This is a genomic window from Castellaniella hirudinis (assembly GCF_042651965.1).
In the GTDB taxonomy this organism is placed as follows: Bacteria; Pseudomonadota; Gammaproteobacteria; order Burkholderiales; family Burkholderiaceae_B; genus Castellaniella; species Castellaniella hirudinis.
The window spans coordinates 163,270-180,274 of record NZ_JBHSDY010000006.1; the positions used below are offsets into that span (position 1 = coordinate 163,270).

Annotated in this window: 15 protein-coding genes; 7 read left to right on the forward strand and 8 right to left on the reverse strand. The window is 66.5% G+C overall.

The features are described from left to right. Position 1 precedes the first annotated feature (1 nt). The 3 genes from livH to proC all read right to left on the reverse strand — a co-directional run bounded on the left by livH (position 2) and on the right by proC (position 3,185). Positions 2–931, reverse strand: a complete 930-nt coding sequence (livH, locus tag ACFO0J_RS11075; protein WP_376813141.1) for a high-affinity branched-chain amino acid ABC transporter permease LivH — start codon at positions 929–931, stop codon at positions 2–4. 96 nt (positions 932–1,027) lie between these two features. Further along, complete coding sequence (locus ACFO0J_RS11080; protein ID WP_376813142.1) at positions 1,028–2,146, reverse strand: high-affinity branched-chain amino acid ABC transporter substrate-binding protein; 1,119 nt, start codon at positions 2,144–2,146, stop codon at positions 1,028–1,030. Positions 2,147–2,351: 205 nt separating this feature from the next. Continuing rightward, complete coding sequence (gene proC / locus ACFO0J_RS11085; RefSeq protein ID WP_376813143.1) at positions 2,352–3,185, reverse strand: pyrroline-5-carboxylate reductase; 834 nt, start codon at positions 3,183–3,185, stop codon at positions 2,352–2,354. Between the two features lie 201 nt (positions 3,186–3,386). Between proC and ugpB the strand changes: the two genes are divergently transcribed. Genes ugpB through ACFO0J_RS11105 form a run of 4 tightly spaced genes read left to right on the forward strand, consistent with a single transcriptional unit; the run spans position 3,387 to position 7,576 of the window. Next, positions 3,387–4,697 carry a sn-glycerol-3-phosphate ABC transporter substrate-binding protein UgpB gene (gene ugpB, locus ACFO0J_RS11090; protein WP_376813144.1) on the forward strand — a complete coding sequence of 437 codons (1,311 nt, stop codon included), beginning with the start codon at positions 3,387–3,389 and terminating at the stop codon, positions 4,695–4,697. 19 nt (positions 4,698–4,716) lie between these two features. Continuing rightward, positions 4,717–5,598: a sn-glycerol-3-phosphate ABC transporter permease UgpA gene (gene ugpA, locus ACFO0J_RS11095; protein WP_376813145.1), complete on the forward strand. Its 882-nt coding sequence runs from the start codon at positions 4,717–4,719 to the stop codon at positions 5,596–5,598. A 33-nt stretch (positions 5,599–5,631) separates the two neighbouring features. Further along, a complete protein-coding gene (ugpE, locus tag ACFO0J_RS11100) occupies positions 5,632–6,474 on the forward strand; it encodes a sn-glycerol-3-phosphate ABC transporter permease UgpE (protein ID WP_376813146.1) in 843 nt (280 codons plus the stop codon). A 28-nt stretch (positions 6,475–6,502) separates the two neighbouring features. Beyond that, the gene (locus ACFO0J_RS11105) at positions 6,503–7,576 is read left to right on the forward strand and encodes a sn-glycerol-3-phosphate import ATP-binding protein UgpC (RefSeq protein WP_376813147.1); all 1,074 of its coding nucleotides are present in this window, start codon (positions 6,503–6,505) and stop codon (positions 7,574–7,576) included. 89 nt (positions 7,577–7,665) lie between these two features. On the opposite strand, the gene ACFO0J_RS11110 is transcribed toward ACFO0J_RS11105, so the two are convergent. From ACFO0J_RS11110 to ACFO0J_RS11130, 5 genes are all read right to left on the reverse strand, one after another. Beyond that, entirely contained in the window at positions 7,666–8,787 is a 1,122-nt protein-coding gene (locus tag ACFO0J_RS11110; RefSeq protein ID WP_376813148.1) for a branched-chain amino acid ABC transporter substrate-binding protein, read from the reverse strand. 93 nt (positions 8,788–8,880) lie between these two features. Further along, on the reverse strand, positions 8,881–9,837 hold the full coding sequence (locus ACFO0J_RS11115; protein WP_376813149.1) for a LysR substrate-binding domain-containing protein: 957 nt from the start codon (positions 9,835–9,837) through the stop codon (positions 8,881–8,883). 54 nt (positions 9,838–9,891) lie between these two features. Further along, positions 9,892–11,901 (reverse strand): ATP-dependent DNA helicase RecG, encoded by a 2,010-nt coding sequence (recG, locus tag ACFO0J_RS11120; protein ID WP_376813242.1) that lies wholly within the window; start codon positions 11,899–11,901, stop codon positions 9,892–9,894. 84 nt (positions 11,902–11,985) lie between these two features. Beyond that, positions 11,986–12,372, reverse strand: a complete 387-nt coding sequence (locus tag ACFO0J_RS11125) for a Rid family detoxifying hydrolase (protein ID WP_376813150.1) — start codon at positions 12,370–12,372, stop codon at positions 11,986–11,988. A gap of 87 nt (positions 12,373–12,459) precedes the next feature. Continuing rightward, positions 12,460–13,236, reverse strand: a complete 777-nt coding sequence (locus ACFO0J_RS11130; protein ID WP_376813151.1) for a ferredoxin--NADP reductase — start codon at positions 13,234–13,236, stop codon at positions 12,460–12,462. Between the two features lie 260 nt (positions 13,237–13,496). On the opposite strand from ACFO0J_RS11130, the gene ACFO0J_RS11135 reads away from it, so the two are divergent. Genes ACFO0J_RS11135 through ACFO0J_RS11145 form a run of 3 tightly spaced genes read left to right on the forward strand, consistent with a single transcriptional unit; the run spans position 13,497 to position 16,990 of the window. Beyond that, complete coding sequence (locus ACFO0J_RS11135) at positions 13,497–14,537, forward strand: Fe(3+) ABC transporter substrate-binding protein (protein WP_376813152.1); 1,041 nt, start codon at positions 13,497–13,499, stop codon at positions 14,535–14,537. A 9-nt stretch (positions 14,538–14,546) separates the two neighbouring features. Next, entirely contained in the window at positions 14,547–16,199 is a 1,653-nt protein-coding gene (locus ACFO0J_RS11140) for an ABC transporter permease (protein ID WP_376813153.1), read from the forward strand. 8 nt (positions 16,200–16,207) lie between these two features. Further along, positions 16,208–16,990, forward strand: a complete 783-nt coding sequence (locus ACFO0J_RS11145; RefSeq protein WP_376813154.1) for an ABC transporter ATP-binding protein — start codon at positions 16,208–16,210, stop codon at positions 16,988–16,990. Positions 16,991–17,005 lie beyond the last annotated feature (15 nt).

A 17,005-nucleotide genomic window follows, 5' to 3' on the forward strand; every position in this document is an offset into this window, starting at 1 on the left:
ATTAGACTTTTTCCACCTCGGGTTTGCCCAACAGCCCCGTGGGACGGAACAGCAGGATGAAGACCAGCAGCAGGAAGGCGACGATGTCCTTGTACTGCGAGGAGATGAAAGCGGCGGCGAAGGTCTCGGCCAGGCCCAGCAGCACGCCGCCCAGCATGGCGCCGGGGATGCTGCCGATCCCGCCCAGTACGGCGGCGGTAAAAGCCTTGATGCCGGCGATGAAGCCGATGAAGGGGTTGAGCTTGCCGATGGCCAGCGCGATCAACACGCCGCCGACGGCGGCCAGCATGGCGCCGATCATGAAGGTGAAGGAAATGATCCGGCTGGTGTCGATGCCCAGCAGATTGGCCATCTTCAGGTCCTGGGAGCAGGCCCGCGACGCCTGGCCGGTGCGCGAATATTTGATGAACAGGGTCAGGCCGATCATCATCAGCACCGTGACCACGATGATCAAGATGCGGGAATACGGCGTCGTCACGCTGAAATCACTGGCGCCGATCGTGAAATTGAACGATCCACTGATCAGCGCGGGCACGGCCATGTCGCGCGCGCCCTGCCCCGTGGCCACCCAGTTCTGCAGAAAGATCGACATACCGATGGCGGAGATCAGCGGCACCAGGCGGGGGCTGTTGCGCAGCGGCGCGTAAGCGATTTTTTCGACGGCAAAGCCGTAGACCGCAGTCACCAGCACGGCCATGATCAGCATGATCAGCACCATCAGGGGCAGCGGCAGGCCGCTGCCGATACCGATCGCCGACAGCGTGACCAGGCCCACGTAGGCGCCGATCATGTAGATTTCACCGTGGGCGAAGTTGATCATGCCGATGATGCCGTACACCATGGTGTAACCAATGGCGATCAAGGCATAGATGGCGCCCAGCGACAAGCCGTTGAACAGCTGTTGCGTCAATAAAGGAAGCAGGTCGGACATAATGTCGAGGGGGGAGTAAGACGAAAAGACGGCCGGGCGGCGAACGCCCGGAAGAATCGCAGCGGCCCCGGCGCGAGCCGGGGCCGACCGAGCCGGTTAGGGCTGGATCTGGGTCAGGTTGCCGTTGGCATCCCAGCGGAAGACCGCGAACTCGAAGTGCTTGAGGTCACCCTTCGCATCATAGTCGACCTTGCCGATGGCGGTGTCGAAGCTGTTGCTGTGCATGTAGTCGGCGACCTTGGCCGGATCGGTACCGACCGCGTTGATGCTGTCGGCCAGCACCTGCATGGCCGCATAGGCGGTCATGGTGAAGGCGCCGTCGGGGCTGCGCTGATATTTCTTGAACTGTTCGAGAATCTGCTCGTTGCCCTTGCGCTTGGTGAAGTCGGCCGGCAGCGTCACCAGCAGCTTGTCCACGGCCGGACCCGCGATGGCGGCGAGATCCTTGTTGGCCACGCCTTCGGGACCCATGAACTGGGTTTCCAGGCCTTGTTCACGCGCCTGGCGCAGCAGCAGGCCCAGTTCGGGGTGGTAGCCGCCGAAGTAGATCAGGTCGGGACCCAAAGCCTTCAGCTTGGAGATGACGGCGGAATAATCGCTGTCGCCGACGTTGATGCCTTCGAACATGGCGATGTTCACACCGTCTTTTTCCAGGGCCTTCTGGACCTGGGTGGCCACGCCGTTGCCGTAGGTCTGCTTGTCGTGCAGGATGGCGACCTTTTTGGGCTTGAGCTGCTGGGCGATGTAGCCGGCGGCGAAGGGGCCCTGCTGGTCGTCGCGACCAATGGTGCGGAAGAAAAAGTGCGGCTTGATCGTGTCGGTGACCAGCGGGGACGTGGCGCCCGGGGTGATGGCGACGATGCCTTCTTGTTCGTAGACGTTCACGGCCGGGACGGTGGTGCCCGAGCAGGCATGGGCGACCGCAAACTTGGCACCGGCGTTGACCACGCGGTTGGCGGCCGGGACGGCCTGTTTGGGTTCGCAGCCGTCGTCGATCAGCAGAGGCTCGATCTTCATGCCCTTGATGCCGCCGGCTTCGTTCATGGCATCAATGGCCGTCAAGGCGCCCGCCTGGATCTGATCGCCATACTGGGTATTGGGGCCAGTCATCGGCTGCGGAATGCCGATCTTGAGGGTATCGGCATGGGCACCGGCAGCCAGAGCCAGGGCTCCGAACGCGAGGATGCAGGGGGTGATGCGCAGTTTGAACTTCATTCGATAGTCTCCGGTAGAGGCGCCAGCGGCAATATCTCGGTATCCCGGTTTGGGACCGAAGCCAGGGAGCGCCAAGCCTTGGTTTTGCTTCCGCCCTGAGCGGCAGGCGTATTCTGAAGGTTCACCCCCCGGAGTGTCACTACGGTTAATCCCTTATGACCGAACGTGACCGCGAGGTGCGCCCCCGGGCCTGAACGCCTTGCCTTCAGGCGGAGAACTCGCGCGCCAGTGCGCCGGCCCGGCGTGCGGCGGCGTCCACCGCTTCGCGCATGATGTCGGGCAGGCCGCGATCCTGGAAGACCGCCAGCGCCGCTGCGGTGGTGCCGCCCTTGGACGTCACCCGATCGCGCAAGACCGCGGGCGAATCCGGCGACAGCGCCGCCAACTGAGTTGCGCCATGGAAGGTGCCCAGCGCCAGTTGACGCGACTGCTCCGGCGTCAGGCCCTGTTCGATGCCGGCCGCGATCAGGGCTTCCAGGAACAGGAAGACATAGGCGGGACCGCTGCCGGACACCGCCGTGACGGCGTCGATGGCGGCATCGTCGTCCACCCAGATGACCTCGCCGACGGCGCGCAGCAGTTCCTCGGCCAAGGCGCGATCGGACGCATCCACGCCGGACAGGGCTGCCATGCCCGTCATGCCGCAGGCAATCAGTGCGGGCGTGTTGGGCATGCAGCGCACGATCCGGGCGTAGGGCTGCCCGTCGGCGCCCAGCCAGCGCGCGAGCGCCTCGCCGGGAATGCCGGCTGCGATGCTGATGATCAGGGTATCGGGACGCAGCCAGGGGCGGCATTGGCGCACGACTTCGGCCATGACCTGGGGCTTGACGGCAAAGAACCAGACGCGGCACTCGGCCAGGCGCGCATCGGGCGCCGCCGCCGTGGTGGTGCCCAGCGCATCCCAGCGCGCCCGGACGGCTTCGCCCGGGTCGATGACGTGGACATTGCCGGCGGCGCAACGCCGGCCGATCAGGCCGCTGGCCAGGGCGTTGGCCATATTGCCGCCGCCGATGAGCGCGAGAGAAAGTTCGGTTTTCATGACCTGGCATTGTACGGACAAGCGCTGCGGCATAGAAGGCCTTGCACGAGTCATCAGAAAAGAAACGGACAAGAAACGAAAAGAAAAGCAAGGAAATCAGGGATTGCCAAAGCTGTCATAAGCTGATCACAATGAGCCCCTAGAATCCCCTTCCGCCGCCCCTGCGGACAGGACCAGGGGGCACAATCACTGGAGACCACCATGGCTTTTTCCTTGCTCCGCACGACCGCGCTGACTGCCTTGCTGACCAGCGCCGGCCTGGCCCAGGCTGCGACTGACGTCACGTTCTGGCACTCGATGGAAGGCCCGCTGGGCGAACGCGTCGCCCAGCTCGCGCAGGACTTCAATGCCAGCCAGTCCGACTACGTCGTGCATGCCGTCTACAAGGGCAATTACGGCGAATCCATGAACGCGGGGATCGCCGCCTTCCGCGCAGGCAACGCGCCAGACATTCTGCAGGTCTTCGAGGTCGGCACGGCCACCATGATGTATGCCAAGGGCGCCGTCAAGCCCGTGCAGGCGCTGTCCGAATCCGTCGGCAACCCCATCGATCCCTCCGCCTTCCTGGGCGCCGTGGCGGGCTATTACTCGTCCCCGGACGGCAAGCTGGTCTCCATGCCCTTCAACAGCTCCACGCCGGTGCTGTACTACAACAAGGACGCCTTCGAAAAGGCCGGCCTGGATCCCAACACCCCGCCCAAGACCTGGCCCGAAGTCGCGGCCGCCGCCAAAAAACTGCGCGCCGCCGGCATGGAATGCGGCTATTCCTCGGCCTGGCCGTCCTGGATCCTGCTGGAAAACTTCGCCGCCTGGCACAACGTGCCCTATGCCAGCCTGGACAACGGCTTCGGCGGCCTGGACGCCCGCCTGCAATTGGACAGCCCGCTGTTCCGCAAGCACCTGAATTTCCTGACCGATATGGCCAAGGCCGGTGAATTCACCTACGGCGGACGCGGCGATGCGGGCAACGCCCTGTTCACCTCGGGCAAGTGCGGCATGTACACAGGTTCCAGCGGCATGCGCGCCTCCATCATCAAGACCGGCGGCTTCGCTTTCGGCACCAGCACCCTGCCCTACTATCCCGACGTGCCCGGCGCCCCCCAGAACTCCATCATCGGCGGCGCTTCGCTGTGGGTGTTCTCCGGCAAGTCCGACGACACCTACAAGGGCGTGGTGCAATTCTTCAAGTTCCTGTCCAACCCCGAGCAGGCCGCCGCCTGGCACCAGGGCACCGGCTACGTGCCCGTCACCAAGGCCGGCTACGAGGCCACCAAGGCCTCCGGTTTCTACGACAAGAACCCGGGCACGGAAATCGCGGTCAAGCAGCTCGACGCGACCACCACCGCCAACTCGCGCGGCATCCGGCTGGGCTATCTGCCGCAGATCCGCGACATCGAGGACAGCACCATGGAACAGATCTTCGCCGGCAAGACCAGCCCCGAAGACGGCCTGAAGAAGATGAACGCCGAGGGCAACGTACTGCTCGAACGCTTCCAGAAGAACGTCAAGTAGGTCCGGGCACGCCGCCTCCATGGAAAAACGCGTCGTCTTCCGCCACCGCAGCCTGCCCTGGCTGCTGCTGGCGCCGCAACTGGCCATCACGCTGGTGTTCTTCTTCTGGCCGGCGGGCCAGGCCCTGTGGCAGGCTTTCCGCCTGGAAGACCCCTTCGGCCTGTCCTCGCAGTTCGCGGGCCTGGACAACTTCGCGGACCTGTTCGCCAGCGCCGACTACCTGAGCTCGTTTCGCACCACGCTCGGGTTTTCGGCGCTGGTGGCCTTCGGCGGGCTGGCGATCTCGCTATTGCTGGCCGTGATGGCCGATCGCGTGGTGCGCGGCGCCGGTTTGTACAAGACCCTGCTGATCTGGCCCTATGCGGTCGCAGCAGCGGTCGCCGGGGTGCTGTGGCTGTTCCTGTTCTCGCCCTCGGTCGGCATCCTGGCGGTCTATCTGGCGCAGATCGGCTTCAACTGGAACCCCCGACTGGACGGCAACGACGCTCTGGCGCTGGTGGTGTTCGCCTCGATCTGGAAACAGGTGTCCTATAACTTCCTGTTCTTCCTGGCCGGGCTGCAGTCCATTCCCCGCTCGTTGATCGAGGCCGCCGCCATCGACGGCGCGGGGCCTGTCCGGCGCTTCCGCACCATCGTCTTTCCGCTGCTCTCGCCCACGACGTTTTTCCTGCTGGTGATCAATTTCATCTATGCCTTCTTCGATACCTTCGCGGTCATCGACGTGGTCACGCAGGGCGGGCCGGGGCATGCCACCGACATCCTGGTCTACAAGGTCTACAACGCCGGCTTCAAGGGCCTGGACCTGGGCGCGTCTGCCGCCCAATCGGTGATCCTGATGCTGATCGTGATCGGCCTGACGGCCTTGCAGTTCCGCTACGTCGACCGCAAGGTGAACTACTGATGCCGACCGCTCCCCACCTTCCCGGAGACGCCCATGGTTGAACGCCGGCCGCTGCTGGACGTCGTCTCGCACCTGACCCTGATCCTGGGCGTGGCGGTGATCGCCTTCCCGCTGTACGTGGCCTTCGTCGCGTCCACCCAGACGGCCCAGGAAGTCGCCCGGGCGCCCATGTCCCTGATCCCCGGCGCTCATCTGCTGGAGAACTACTGGGCGGTGCTCAAGGGCGGCGCGATCAACACCCCGCCGGTGGGCCGCATGCTGTGGATCAGCACCTTCATGGCCCTGGCGATCGCCATCGGCAAGATCGCCATTTCCATGCTTTCGGCCTTTGCCGTGGTGTATTTCCGCTTTCCCCTGCGGATGCTGTGCTTCTGGATGATCTTCGTCACCCTGATGCTCCCGGTCGAAGTCCGCATCGCCCCGACCTACGCGGTCGTGGCCGACCTGGGCATGCTCAACAGCTACGCCGGCCTGACGCTGCCGCTGATCGCCTCGGCCACCGCCACCTTTCTGTTCCGGCAGTTTTTCCTGACCGTGCCCGACGAACTGGTCGAAGCCGCGCGCATCGACGGCGCCGGTCCCATGCGGTTCTTCAAGGACATTCTGCTGCCGCTGTCGCGCACCAGCATTGCCGCCCTGTTCGTGATCCAGTTCATCTACGGCTGGAACCAATACCTGTGGCCGCTCATCATCACCACGCACGAAGACATGTATCCCGTGGTGGTCGGCATCCGCCGCATGATCGCCGGGGGCGACAGCGTCACCGAATGGAACCTGGTCATGGCCACGGCCATGCTGGCCATGCTGCCGCCCGCCGCCGTCGTCATCCTGATGCAGAAATGGTTCGTCAAGGGCCTGGTCGACTCAGAAAAGTAGTTCATAAAAACAGGAAACCCCATCCCCCATGGCAACCCTCAGCTTTCGCGCCGTGCGCAAGACCTACCCCGGCGACGTGGCCGTCATCCATGGCATCGACATGGAAGTGCGCGACGGCGAATTCGTCGTCATCGTCGGTCCCTCGGGCTGCGGAAAATCGACGCTGATGCGCATGGTGGCGGGCCTGGAATCCGTCACCGGCGGCGAAATCGCCATCGGCGACCGGGTCGTCAATGACCTGGAGCCCGCCGAGCGCGACATCGCCATGGTGTTCCAGAACTACGCGCTCTATCCCCACATGAGCGTCTTCGACAATATGGCTTACGGCCTGAAGATCCGCCGCCTGAGCCGCGACGAAATTCGCCGCCGGGTCGAGGACGCCGCCCGCATCCTGGAGCTGGATCAGTTGCTGGAGCGCCGGCCGCGCCAGTTGTCCGGCGGCCAGCGCCAGCGCGTGGCCATGGGTCGGGCCATCGTGCGCGAACCGGCCGTGTTCCTGTTCGACGAGCCCCTGTCGAACCTGGACGCCAAGCTGCGCGTGCAGATGCGCCTGGAAATCCAGAAGCTGCACCAGCGCCTGGGCACCACCAGCCTGTACGTCACCCACGACCAGGTCGAGGCCATGACGCTGGCGCACCGCATGATCGTCATGAACAAAGGCGTGCCCGAGCAGATCGGCACGCCGTCCGAGGTCTTCGAACGTCCCGCCACCGTCTTCGTGGCCGGTTTCATCGGCTCGCCGCCCATGAACCTGCTGCGGGTGGACGCAGACGCGCAAGGCCGGGTCACCGGCCCCGATGGCAGCGCCCTGCCCCTGACGGCGCCCACGGGCGCCGCGCGGGCGCTGATCCTGGGGCTGCGCCCGGAACACCTGACGATCGGTGCGCCGGGCCTGCAGGCCCGGGTCGAGATGGTCGAAATCCTGGGCTCAGAACAACTGATCCACGCCCGCTGGGGCGAGCAGCCCCTGATCCTGCGCTGCGCCGTGCCCGAAACCGGCGACCGCCCCCCGGCCCCCGGCGACGCGATCACCCTGGGACCGGACGGCCGTCACCCGGCGCACTGGTTCGAGGCCGATACGGGAAAGCGCGTTCAGGAATGAGCGGACAAAACAAAACCGGCGCGCTCGTGAGAGTCGCGCCGGTTTTGTTTTGCCTAGGGACGCCGCAGAGCGTCCCGCAGCAGACTGGTTTACTTGAAGACGGTCTTGGAACCGTCGGCGTGCCAGGTGAAGACGTCGAACTTGAAGGACTTGAGGTCTCCCTGCTTGTTCCAGGAGATGTCGCCGATCGGGGTCTTGACCGAGTTGCTGTGCAGCCAGGCCGCGACCTTGGTCGGGTCGTCCTTGCCCACGCCCTTGATCCCGGCGGCGATGGCTTCGACGGCGGAATAAGCGGTGAGCTGGAAGGCGCCGCCCGCGTTGCGGTTCTTGTCCTTGAAGGCCTTGACCACGGAGGCGTTGGCCGGGTCGGAGGTGAAGTCGGCCGGCAGGGTCACCAGCATGCCTTCGACGGCCGGGCCGGCGATGGCGTTGATGTCCGGGTTGCCCACGCCTTCAGGACCCATGAACTTGGCCTGCAGGCCTTGTTCGGCGCCCTGGCGCAGCAGCAGGCCCATTTCGGGGTGGTAGCCGCCGTAGTAGACAAAGTCGGCGCCCGCGGACTTGAGCTTGGTGATCACGGCGGAGTAGTCGCTGTCGCCGGCGTTGATGCCTTCGAACAGCACGACCTTGATGCCGTCCTTTTCGAGATCGGCCTTGACGGCGGTGGCGATGCCCTGGCCGTACGACTGCTTGTCGTGCAGCACGGCCACGGCCTTGGGCTTGACCTTCTGGGCGATGAATTCCGCAGCGGCGGGACCTTGCTGGTCGTCACGACCGATAGTGCGGAAGATCATGTCGTAGTTCTTGCCGTCGGTCACCGCGGGCGAGGTGGCGGACGGGGTGACCATGACCACGCCTTCGTTGTTGTAGACAGGGGTTGCGGCAATGGTGGCGCCGGAACACACGTGACCCACGACGTAATGGATCTTTTCGTTGACGACGCGGTTGGCCACGACCGGACCTTGCTTGGGCTCGCAACCGTCATCGATGACGACTGCTTCCAGCTTGTTGCCCAGCACGCCGCCAGCGGCGTTGATGGTTTCGATCGCCGTGTCCACGCCTTCCTTGACCATATCGCCATACTGGGTCAAGGCCCCGGTGTAGGGCCCCGCAATCGCGATGCGGATGGTATCGGCATGCGCAACGGAAGAAAGCATCATGCCGGCGGCCAGGCCCAGTGCGGCTGCCATCGGCGTAAAGCGTACGTTCATAAAAACCTCCTGTGAAAGACCTTGAAAAGAATACACGAAACCCCTGCGAAACGGCCATTGCGCCGCACGGGGGTTTTCCCGATACAGCCGGCCTCAGTCCGCCTCGGCAGCCACCGGAACCGTGTCTTCGAGCATGGTCGCGCCCGGCATGCCGCAATGGCGCACGGCCCGGATCAGGGCCTCGATGGCGGCCTGGCGCGGAAAGCTCTTGCGCCAGACCAGCACCACGCGGCGGTCGGGCGCCGGCGGCTTGAACGGCACGAAGCGCAACAACCGGCTCTCGGCCCCCTGCATCCCCAGGGCGCTGGCCGGCAGAACCGTGATGCCGATGCCTGCGGCCACCATGTGGCGGATGGTTTCCAGGGAAGAGCCCTCGAAGGTGCGCTGGATGCCTTCGCTGGAAGCCGAGAAACGCGACAGTTCGGGACAGACTTCCAGGACCTGATCGCGGAAGCAGTGGCCGGCGCCCAGCAGCAGCATGTTTTCCTCTTTCAGGCGGCTGGAATCGATCTGCGTCTCTTGCGCCCAGGGATGGGTGTGCGGCAGCGCGACGTAAAAAGGCTCGTCGTACAGCGCGCATTGCGACAGGCCGGTGTCGGGCAGCGGCAGGGCGACGATGGCGCAATCGATCTCGCCCTGGCGCAGCAGTTCCAGCAGCCGCGCGGTGTAGTTTTCCTGCAGCAGCAGCGGCATCTGCGGCGTGCGGCGGATCTGCTCGGGCACCAGGTAGGGCAGCAGATACGGCCCCACGGTGTAGATCACGCCGACGCGCAGCGGGCCTTCCAGCGGATCGTGGCCCTGGCGGGCGATCTCGCGCAGATTGGCGCCCTCTTCCAGCACCTTCTGCGCCTGGGCGACGACACGCAAGCCGATCGGCGTGATGCCGACCTCGGCGCCGCCGCGCTCGAACAGCACCACGCCCAGTTCTTCTTCCAGTTTGCGGATGGCCACCGACAGCGTGGGCTGGCTGACGAAACAGGCTTCCGCAGCCCGCCCGAAATGGCGCTCCCGCGCCACGGCGACAATGTATTTCAGTTCGGTCAGCGTCATGAGGATTCCTCTCAAACCCGTTCGCACGATGCCAGGCGATCGTGCCGGTCGTCGTCAACTGCGTAGATATTGGTCGGCGCCCGCCATCCAGCGTTGCCGGTGAGCGCGGGCGTGTTCGGGAAAATCGGCCGACAGCCGGGCGGCCGCTTCGCGGGCCTGCTCCAGCAGGTCCTCGTCGGATTCCAGATCGGCGAAACGCAGCAGGGCCTGGCCCGACTGGCGTATCCCCAGCAACTCGCCCGGCCCGCGCTGGGCCAGGTCGCGCCGCGCGATCTCGAAGCCGTCGGTGGTCTCGTACATGGCGCGCAGGCGTTCGCGGGCGATGGCCGACAGCGGCGGCTGGTACAGCAGGACGCAGGTGGCTTCGCCGCCGCCCCGCCCCACCCGGCCGCGCAACTGATGCAACTGCGCCAGGCCGAAGCGCTCGGCATGTTCGATGACCATCAGGCCGGCATTGGGCACGTCCACGCCGACCTCGATGACGGTGGTGGCGACCAGCAGGTCGATCGCTCCGGCGCGAAAAGCGTCCATGACCTCGGATTTGTCGCGCGCCGGCAGGCGGCCATGCATCAGGCCGATGCGCAGGTCCGGCAGGGTCGAGCACAGCAATTCATAGGTATCGACGGCCGTCTGCAACTGCAGGGCTTCGCTTTCCTCGACCAGCGGGCAGACCCAGTACGCCTGGCGTCCGGCGCGCACGACCTCGCCCACGCGGGCCAGGACGTCGTCGCGGCGCCGGTCGTCGAACAGGCGCGTGCGCACCGGCACGCGGCCCGGCGGCAGTTCGTCGAGCACCGAGACGTCCATATCGGCGAAAAAAGCCATCGCCAGGGTGCGCGGGATGGGCGTGGCGCTCATGCTGAGCTGATGCGGGCGGTATTTGGCCTGATCGCCCTTGCGGTTCAGCGCCAGGCGCTGTCCCACGCCAAAGCGATGCTGCTCGTCGCTGATCACCAGGCCCAGCGATTCGAATTCCACCTTCTCCTGGATCAGGGCCTGGGTGCCGACCGCCAGCCGGGCCTCGCCGGAAGCCATGGCGCTGAGGGCCTTGCGGCGCTCGGCGGCCGGCAGGCCGCCCGTCAGCCAGACCGGCGCCACACCCAAGGGCGTCAGCCATTCGGACAGTTTGCGCCAGAGTTGTTCGGCCAGGATCTCCGTGGGCGCCATCACGGCGACCTGAGCGCCGGCCTCGATCGCCTGGGCCGCCGCCAGGGCCGCCACCAGGGTCTTGCCGCTGCCCACGTCGCCTTGCAGCAGGCGGTGCATGGGGTGCGTGCGCGCCAGATCCGCGCCGATCTGCGCCACGGCGCGCGATTGCGCGCCGGTGGGGGCGAACGGCAGGCCGGACAGCAGGCGGCCCGTCAGACGGCCGTCGCCCCGCAGGCTGTGCGCGGCCTGGGCGCGGCGCGCCGCGCGCGCGTCGGCCAGGGCCAGTTGCTGCGCCAGCAGTTCGTCGAATTTGATGCGCCGCCAGGCGGGGTGGCTATGCGCGGCCAGCGATTCCAGAGAAATGTCCGGTCCCGGGTGATGCAGCAGGCGCAGCGACGGCGCGAAATCGGCCAACTGATAGGTTTCGCGCACGGCGGCCGGCAGCGTGTCGTCCAGGACGGCCTCGTCCAGAGCGCGCGCGATGGCCTTGCGCAAAGCGGCCTGCGGCAGGCCCTGGGTCGTGGGGTAGACCGGCGTCAGGGTGTCGGGCAGCGGCGTGCCCGGCTCGGTCACCAATGGGTGCACGATCTCCAGGCCGTGGAAGCCCGCGCGGACTTCACCCCGCGCCCGGATCCGCCGTCCGGCGTGCAGGCGGGCCTGCTGGCCCGGATAGACGTGCAGCCAGCGCAGCCCCAAGCGTCCGGACTCGTCGGCCAGCGTGGCCTGCAGGGTCCGTCTGGGACCGAAGCGGATTTCACTGTCGACGATCTCGCCTTCGAACAAGGCGTGGACGCCGGGCTGTGCGTCGGCGATCGCCGTGATGCGGGTCTCGTCTTCGTAGCGCAGCGGCAGATGGGTGGCGAAGTCAGCAGGGGTGCGCAGCCCCAGCCGCTCGAACAAGCGAGCCTGGGACACCCCCGCCGTCTTGCGGGCGCCGGACGCCGCCCGGCGCGGCTTTTCAGCCGAATTCACGGCGCACGGTCCAGCAGGCGGCGGAAATCAGAGCGCCAGAATGGCTTCGACTTCGAACTGGGCGCCTTTGGGCAGGCTGGCGACGCCCAGGGTCGAACGCGCCGGATAGGGCTGGGGGATGATTTCCGCCATGATGGCGTTGGCGCTGGCGAACTTGCTGAGATCCGTCAGGAACAGGGTGAGCTTGACGACGTTGTCCAGCGTGCCGCCGGCCGCTTCGATGACGGCCTGCATATTGGCGAAGGACTGACGGACCTGGCCTTCGAAGTTTTCCGAGACCAGTTCGCCCGTGCCGGGCTCCAGCCCGATCTGGCCCGACAGAAAGACCAGCTTGCCGGCCGACGCGCTGACGGCCTGGGAATACGGGCCGACGGCGGCCGGGGCGGCATCGGTGTGGATGATTGCCTTGCTCATGGTGGAAGACTCGATGATGGTTAAAAGACTATCAGAGTGTACCGACCAATAGCAAAAAATAAAAGCTGCGGCGAACCGCCGCAGCCGCTATTTTTCAGCGAAGGCACGCTCGTAGACGTAATCGCCGGCCTCGCCCACCCCAGGCGACACGACGAAGCCACGCGCATCCAGCATGGCGCGGATGTCGGTCAGCATGGCCGGGCTGCCGCAGATCATGGCGCGATCGACGGCGGGATCCAGCGGCGGCAGGCCGATGTCGGTAAACAGTTGCCCGCTTTCGACCAGGCTCGTCAGCCGGCCCTGGTGCTCGTAAGGCTCGCGCGTCACCGTGGGGTAATAGATCAGCTTGTCGCGCACCATTTCGCCCAGGTATTCATCCTGGGGCAGTTCCTGGCGGATGTAGTCGGCGTAGGCCAGTTCGCTGACGAAGCGCACGCCGTGCATCAGGATGATCTTTTCGAAGCGGTCGTAGACCTCGGGGTCCTTGATGATGCTGAGAAACGGCGCCAACCCCGTGCCGGTGGCGAACAGGTACAGGTGGCGGCCCGGGCGCAGATCGTCGGCCACCAGGGTGCCGACCGGCTTGCGGCTGACCAGCACGGCATCACCCGGCTGCAAGTGCTGCAGGCGCGAGGTGAGCGGGCCGTTGGGGACCTTGATGCTGAAGAATTCCAGATTGTCTTCGTGGTTGGCGCTGGCGATGCTGTAGGCGCGCATCAGCGGCTTGCCCTCGACTTCCAGACCCAGCATCACGAAATGGCCGTTGTGAAAACGCAGGCCGGGATCGCGGGTGGTCTTGAAAGAAAACAGCGTGTCATTCCAGTGACGCACGCTGAGGACTTGCTCGGAATTGAAAGCGGCCATGACGAAGGACGAACTCCAGAATTCGGGGGGGATGTCTATGGATAGATGGTACGGCGCTGGCCGGGAAACGCAAGGCCAGACCCGGTGCGGTTCGAGGACTTTCTTGATTTCGCGCAAGATGACGCGCCAAATCGGGCGGATTTCCTGGATCGCGGGGCATTTTAGCGCGTTCAGCTTGCCTTAAGCTGAACGCGATGATAAATTCGCATTCCGTTTTGAGAATTGTTCTCATTTTTCATACGTTTATACGAGCCGCTGCCATGTCGATCCGCTTTCGTGCCCTGCCCTTCGCCCGACGTCTGTCCCTGCTGGCCGCGGCCCTGCCGCTGATGGCAGGCACCGCCCTGGCGGCGGAAGTCAATCTGTACACCACTCGCGAACCCAAGCTCATCGAGCCGCTGCTGGCCTCTTTCACCCAGGACACGGGCGTCAAGGTCAACACGGTCTTCGTCAAGGACGGCTTGCTGGAACGCGTGCGTGCCGAGGGCGCGCAATCGCCGGCCGACGTGCTGATGACCGTGGACATCGGCAATCTGCTGGATCTGGTGGACGGCGGCGTCGCCCAGCCGGTGGATTCCGCCGTGCTGAAGGCCGCCATTCCCGCCAATCTGCGTGCGGCTGACGGCCAGTGGTTCACCCTGTCGATGCGCGATCGGGTCGCCTACGTCGCCAAGGACCTGGACGTCCAGACCTTCCACTACGAAGACCTGGCCGACCCGCGCTGGAAGGGCAAGGTCTGCATCCGCTCAGGCCAGCACCCCTACAACACCGCGCTCATCGCCGCCCTGATCGCCCACAACGGCGTCGAGGCGACGGAACAGTGGCTGCGCGGCGTCAAGGCCAATCTGGGCCGCCCCGCCACCGGCGGCGACCGCGACGTGGCGCGTGACATTCTGGGCGGGATCTGCGACGTGGGCATCGCCAACGCCTACTATGCCGGCCGCATGAAGAATGCCGAAGCAGGCAGCGACGCGCGCCGCTGGGGCGACGCCATCCGCGTCATCCGGCCCACCTTCAAGAATGCCTCGGGCACGCACGTCAACATCTCCGGCGCCGCCGTGGCGCGCCACGCGCCGAACCGCGCCGAAGCCGTCCAGTTGCTGGAATACCTGGTGTCGGACAAGGCGCAAAGCCTCTACGCCCAGGCCAACTACGAATACCCGGTCAAGGCAGGCGTGACGCTGGATCCGACCGTGGCCAGCTTCGGCCCCCTGAACGTCGACACCCTGCCCCTGACCGAGATCGCCCGCCACCGCAAGCAGGCGAGCGAACTGGTCGACCGCGCCGGCCTGACCCAGTAAGCGAACACGATGGCGGCAAGCGGCCGTTTCCAGGCCTGGCCCTGGCATGCCGGGACCGCCCTGGCGGCGCTGGGAGTGCTGGCCCCGATCCTGGCCCTGATGATCCAGGCGGGCCAGGGCTCGGGCGGCCATTGGGGCCACCTGCTGCAATTCGTGCTGCCCGGCGTACTGACCCAGACTCTGGGCCTGCTCGCCGGCGTCGGCCTGCTGGCCGCCGCCCTGGGCGTGGGCGCCGCCTGGCTGGTGACGGCCTACGATTTTCCGGGCCGCCGAATCCTGTCCTGGGCGCTGCTGCTGCCGCTGGCCGTGCCCACCTACATCGTGGCCTACGCCTATCTGGACATCCTGCATCCCCTGGGCCCCGTCCAGGAAGCCGTCCGCGCCCTGCTGGGCTATTCCAGCCCGCGTGAATTCCGCCTGCCCGATCTGCGCAATCTGCCCGGCGCCATCGTGCTGCTGGCCTTTGTGCTGTACCCCTACGTCTACCTGACCACCCGCAGCATGTTCGCCAGCCAGGCGGCCCATCTGATGGAAGCCGCCCGGCTGCTGGGCCACGGCCCCTGGGGAGCCTTCCGGCGCGTGGCCCTGCCGCTGGCCCGGCCCGCCATCGCCGTCGGCCTGTGCCTGGTGCTGCTGGAAACCTTGAACGACATCGGCGCCTCCGAGTTTCTGGGCGTCCAGACGCTGACCGTTGCCATCTACACCACCTGGGTGACCCGTTCCGACCTGGCGGGCGCCGCCCAGATCGCCCTGGTCGCCCTGCTGCTGGTGACCATCCTGATCGCGATCGAACGCCACAGCCGCCGGCGCCTGCGCTACACCGGCACCCGCCGCGCCGCGCCGATCCGCCCGCACCGGCTGCACGGACCGGCCGGCTGGCTGGCGGCCCTGCTGGGCCTGACGCCCGTCCTGATCGGCTTCATCGCGCCGGCCGCCTATCTGCTGGCGCTGACCTGGGAACGCCTGGACGCGGGCCAGGGCCCCTCGCCCGCACTGCTGCGGGCCGCCGGACAGACGCTGATGGTCTCGGCCCTGGCCATGGGGATTGCCCTGGCCATCGGTCTGGTCGTGGCCTGGAGCCGCCGCATCCTGCCCCGGGCACGCGCCTGGGCGCGCGCCCTGCCCCGGCTGGCGACGCTGGGCTATGCCGTGCCCGGCACCGTGCTGGCCATCGGCCTGCTGTTCCCCTTGATGGCGGTCGAACGAGGTCTGTCGGCGCTGCGCGCGGCGACCGGAATGGACCCGGCGGGCCTGGTGCTGCTGGGCACGCCGGCCGCGCTGGCGCTGGCCTATGTGATCCGCTTCCTGACGATTCCTGTGGGCACGCTGGAAGCGGGCTTGGATCGGATTCCGCCATCCCTGGATCAGGCTGCGCGCCTGCTGGGCGAAAATGTCCATGGCATGCTGCGGCGCGTGCACCTGCCGCTGCTGCGCCCCGCCCTGGCCGCCTCGGCGCTGCTGGTGTTCGTGGATGCGATGAAGGAATTGCCCGCCACGCTGCTGCTGCGGCCCTTGAATTTTGACACCCTGGCGACCTGGCTGTACGCCGAGGCCGCGCGCGGCACCTACGAAGAAGGCGCCATCGCCGCCCTGGGCATCGTCGCTGCCGGCCTGCTGCCCGTGATCCTGCTGGCCCGCCTGATGGACCGCCCTGCCGCCTGAGACTCGATATGCTGGAACTGAACCGGATTTCCCTGAGCTACGCCGCCGACAAAGGCCGACGCGCCGTGCTGCGCGAGCTGAGCCTGAGCCTGGAAAGCGGCCAGATCGCCTGCCTGCTGGGGGCCTCCGGCTGCGGCAAGACCACCGTGCTGCGCGCCATCGCCGGTTTTGAACCGCTGGACGGCGGCTCGATCCGGCTGGACGGGCGGCTGCTGTCGGGCGACGGGGCCCGCGTCGAACCCGAACACCGGCGCGTGGGCATGATGTTCCAGGACTATGCGCTGTTTCCCCACCTGGACGTGGCGGCCAACGTCGGCTTCGGCCTGCGCCGCCTGGACGCCGCCGCACGCGGCAGGCGCGTGCGCGATCTGCTGGAGCTGGTGGGCCTGGCGGGCCAGGAAGCGCGCCGTCCCCATGAGTTGTCCGGCGGCCAGCAGCAACGCGTGGCGCTGGCCCGGGCGCTGGCGCCCGAACCCGACCTGCTGCTGCTCGACGAACCCTTTTCCAACCTGGACGTGGACGCCCGCGAACGGCTGGCCTTCGAACTGCGCGACCTGCTGAAAGCGGCGGGACGCACCGCGCTGCTGGTCACCCACAACCAGGCCGAGGCCTTTGCCGTGGCCGACCGGATCGGGATTTTGAAGGAAGGCCGGCTGGCTCAATGGGACACGCCCTACGGCATGCACCACCACCCGGCCACGCCGGAAATCGCGGCCTTCATCCACCGCGAGGCCCTGATGGCTCAACGCGCGCAGGCGGGGCTGCGCGGCGCGCCTTCAGCCGCGGCTTAAGGGGCCAGCCCTGAA

Coding starts and splice junctions, on each gene's coding strand:
- livH (WP_376813141.1), bottom strand. CDS start 931: ATGTCCGACCTGCTTCCTTTATTGACGCAACAGCTGTTCAACGGCTTG.
- ACFO0J_RS11080 (WP_376813142.1), bottom strand. CDS start 2,146: ATGAAGTTCAAACTGCGCATCACCCCCTGCATCCTCGCGTTCGGAGCC.
- proC (WP_376813143.1), bottom strand. CDS start 3,185: ATGAAAACCGAACTTTCTCTCGCGCTCATCGGCGGCGGCAATATGGCC.
- ugpB (WP_376813144.1), top strand. CDS start 3,387: ATGGCTTTTTCCTTGCTCCGCACGACCGCGCTGACTGCCTTGCTGACC.
- ugpA (WP_376813145.1), top strand. CDS start 4,717: ATGGAAAAACGCGTCGTCTTCCGCCACCGCAGCCTGCCCTGGCTGCTG.
- ugpE (WP_376813146.1), top strand. CDS start 5,632: ATGGTTGAACGCCGGCCGCTGCTGGACGTCGTCTCGCACCTGACCCTG.
- ACFO0J_RS11105 (WP_376813147.1), top strand. CDS start 6,503: ATGGCAACCCTCAGCTTTCGCGCCGTGCGCAAGACCTACCCCGGCGAC.
- ACFO0J_RS11110 (WP_376813148.1), bottom strand. CDS start 8,787: ATGAACGTACGCTTTACGCCGATGGCAGCCGCACTGGGCCTGGCCGCC.
- ACFO0J_RS11115 (WP_376813149.1), bottom strand. CDS start 9,837: ATGACGCTGACCGAACTGAAATACATTGTCGCCGTGGCGCGGGAGCGC.
- ACFO0J_RS11125 (WP_376813150.1), bottom strand. CDS start 12,372: ATGAGCAAGGCAATCATCCACACCGATGCCGCCCCGGCCGCCGTCGGC.
- ACFO0J_RS11130 (WP_376813151.1), bottom strand. CDS start 13,236: ATGGCCGCTTTCAATTCCGAGCAAGTCCTCAGCGTGCGTCACTGGAAT.
- ACFO0J_RS11135 (WP_376813152.1), top strand. CDS start 13,497: ATGTCGATCCGCTTTCGTGCCCTGCCCTTCGCCCGACGTCTGTCCCTG.
- ACFO0J_RS11140 (WP_376813153.1), top strand. CDS start 14,547: ATGGCGGCAAGCGGCCGTTTCCAGGCCTGGCCCTGGCATGCCGGGACC.
- ACFO0J_RS11145 (WP_376813154.1), top strand. CDS start 16,208: ATGCTGGAACTGAACCGGATTTCCCTGAGCTACGCCGCCGACAAAGGC.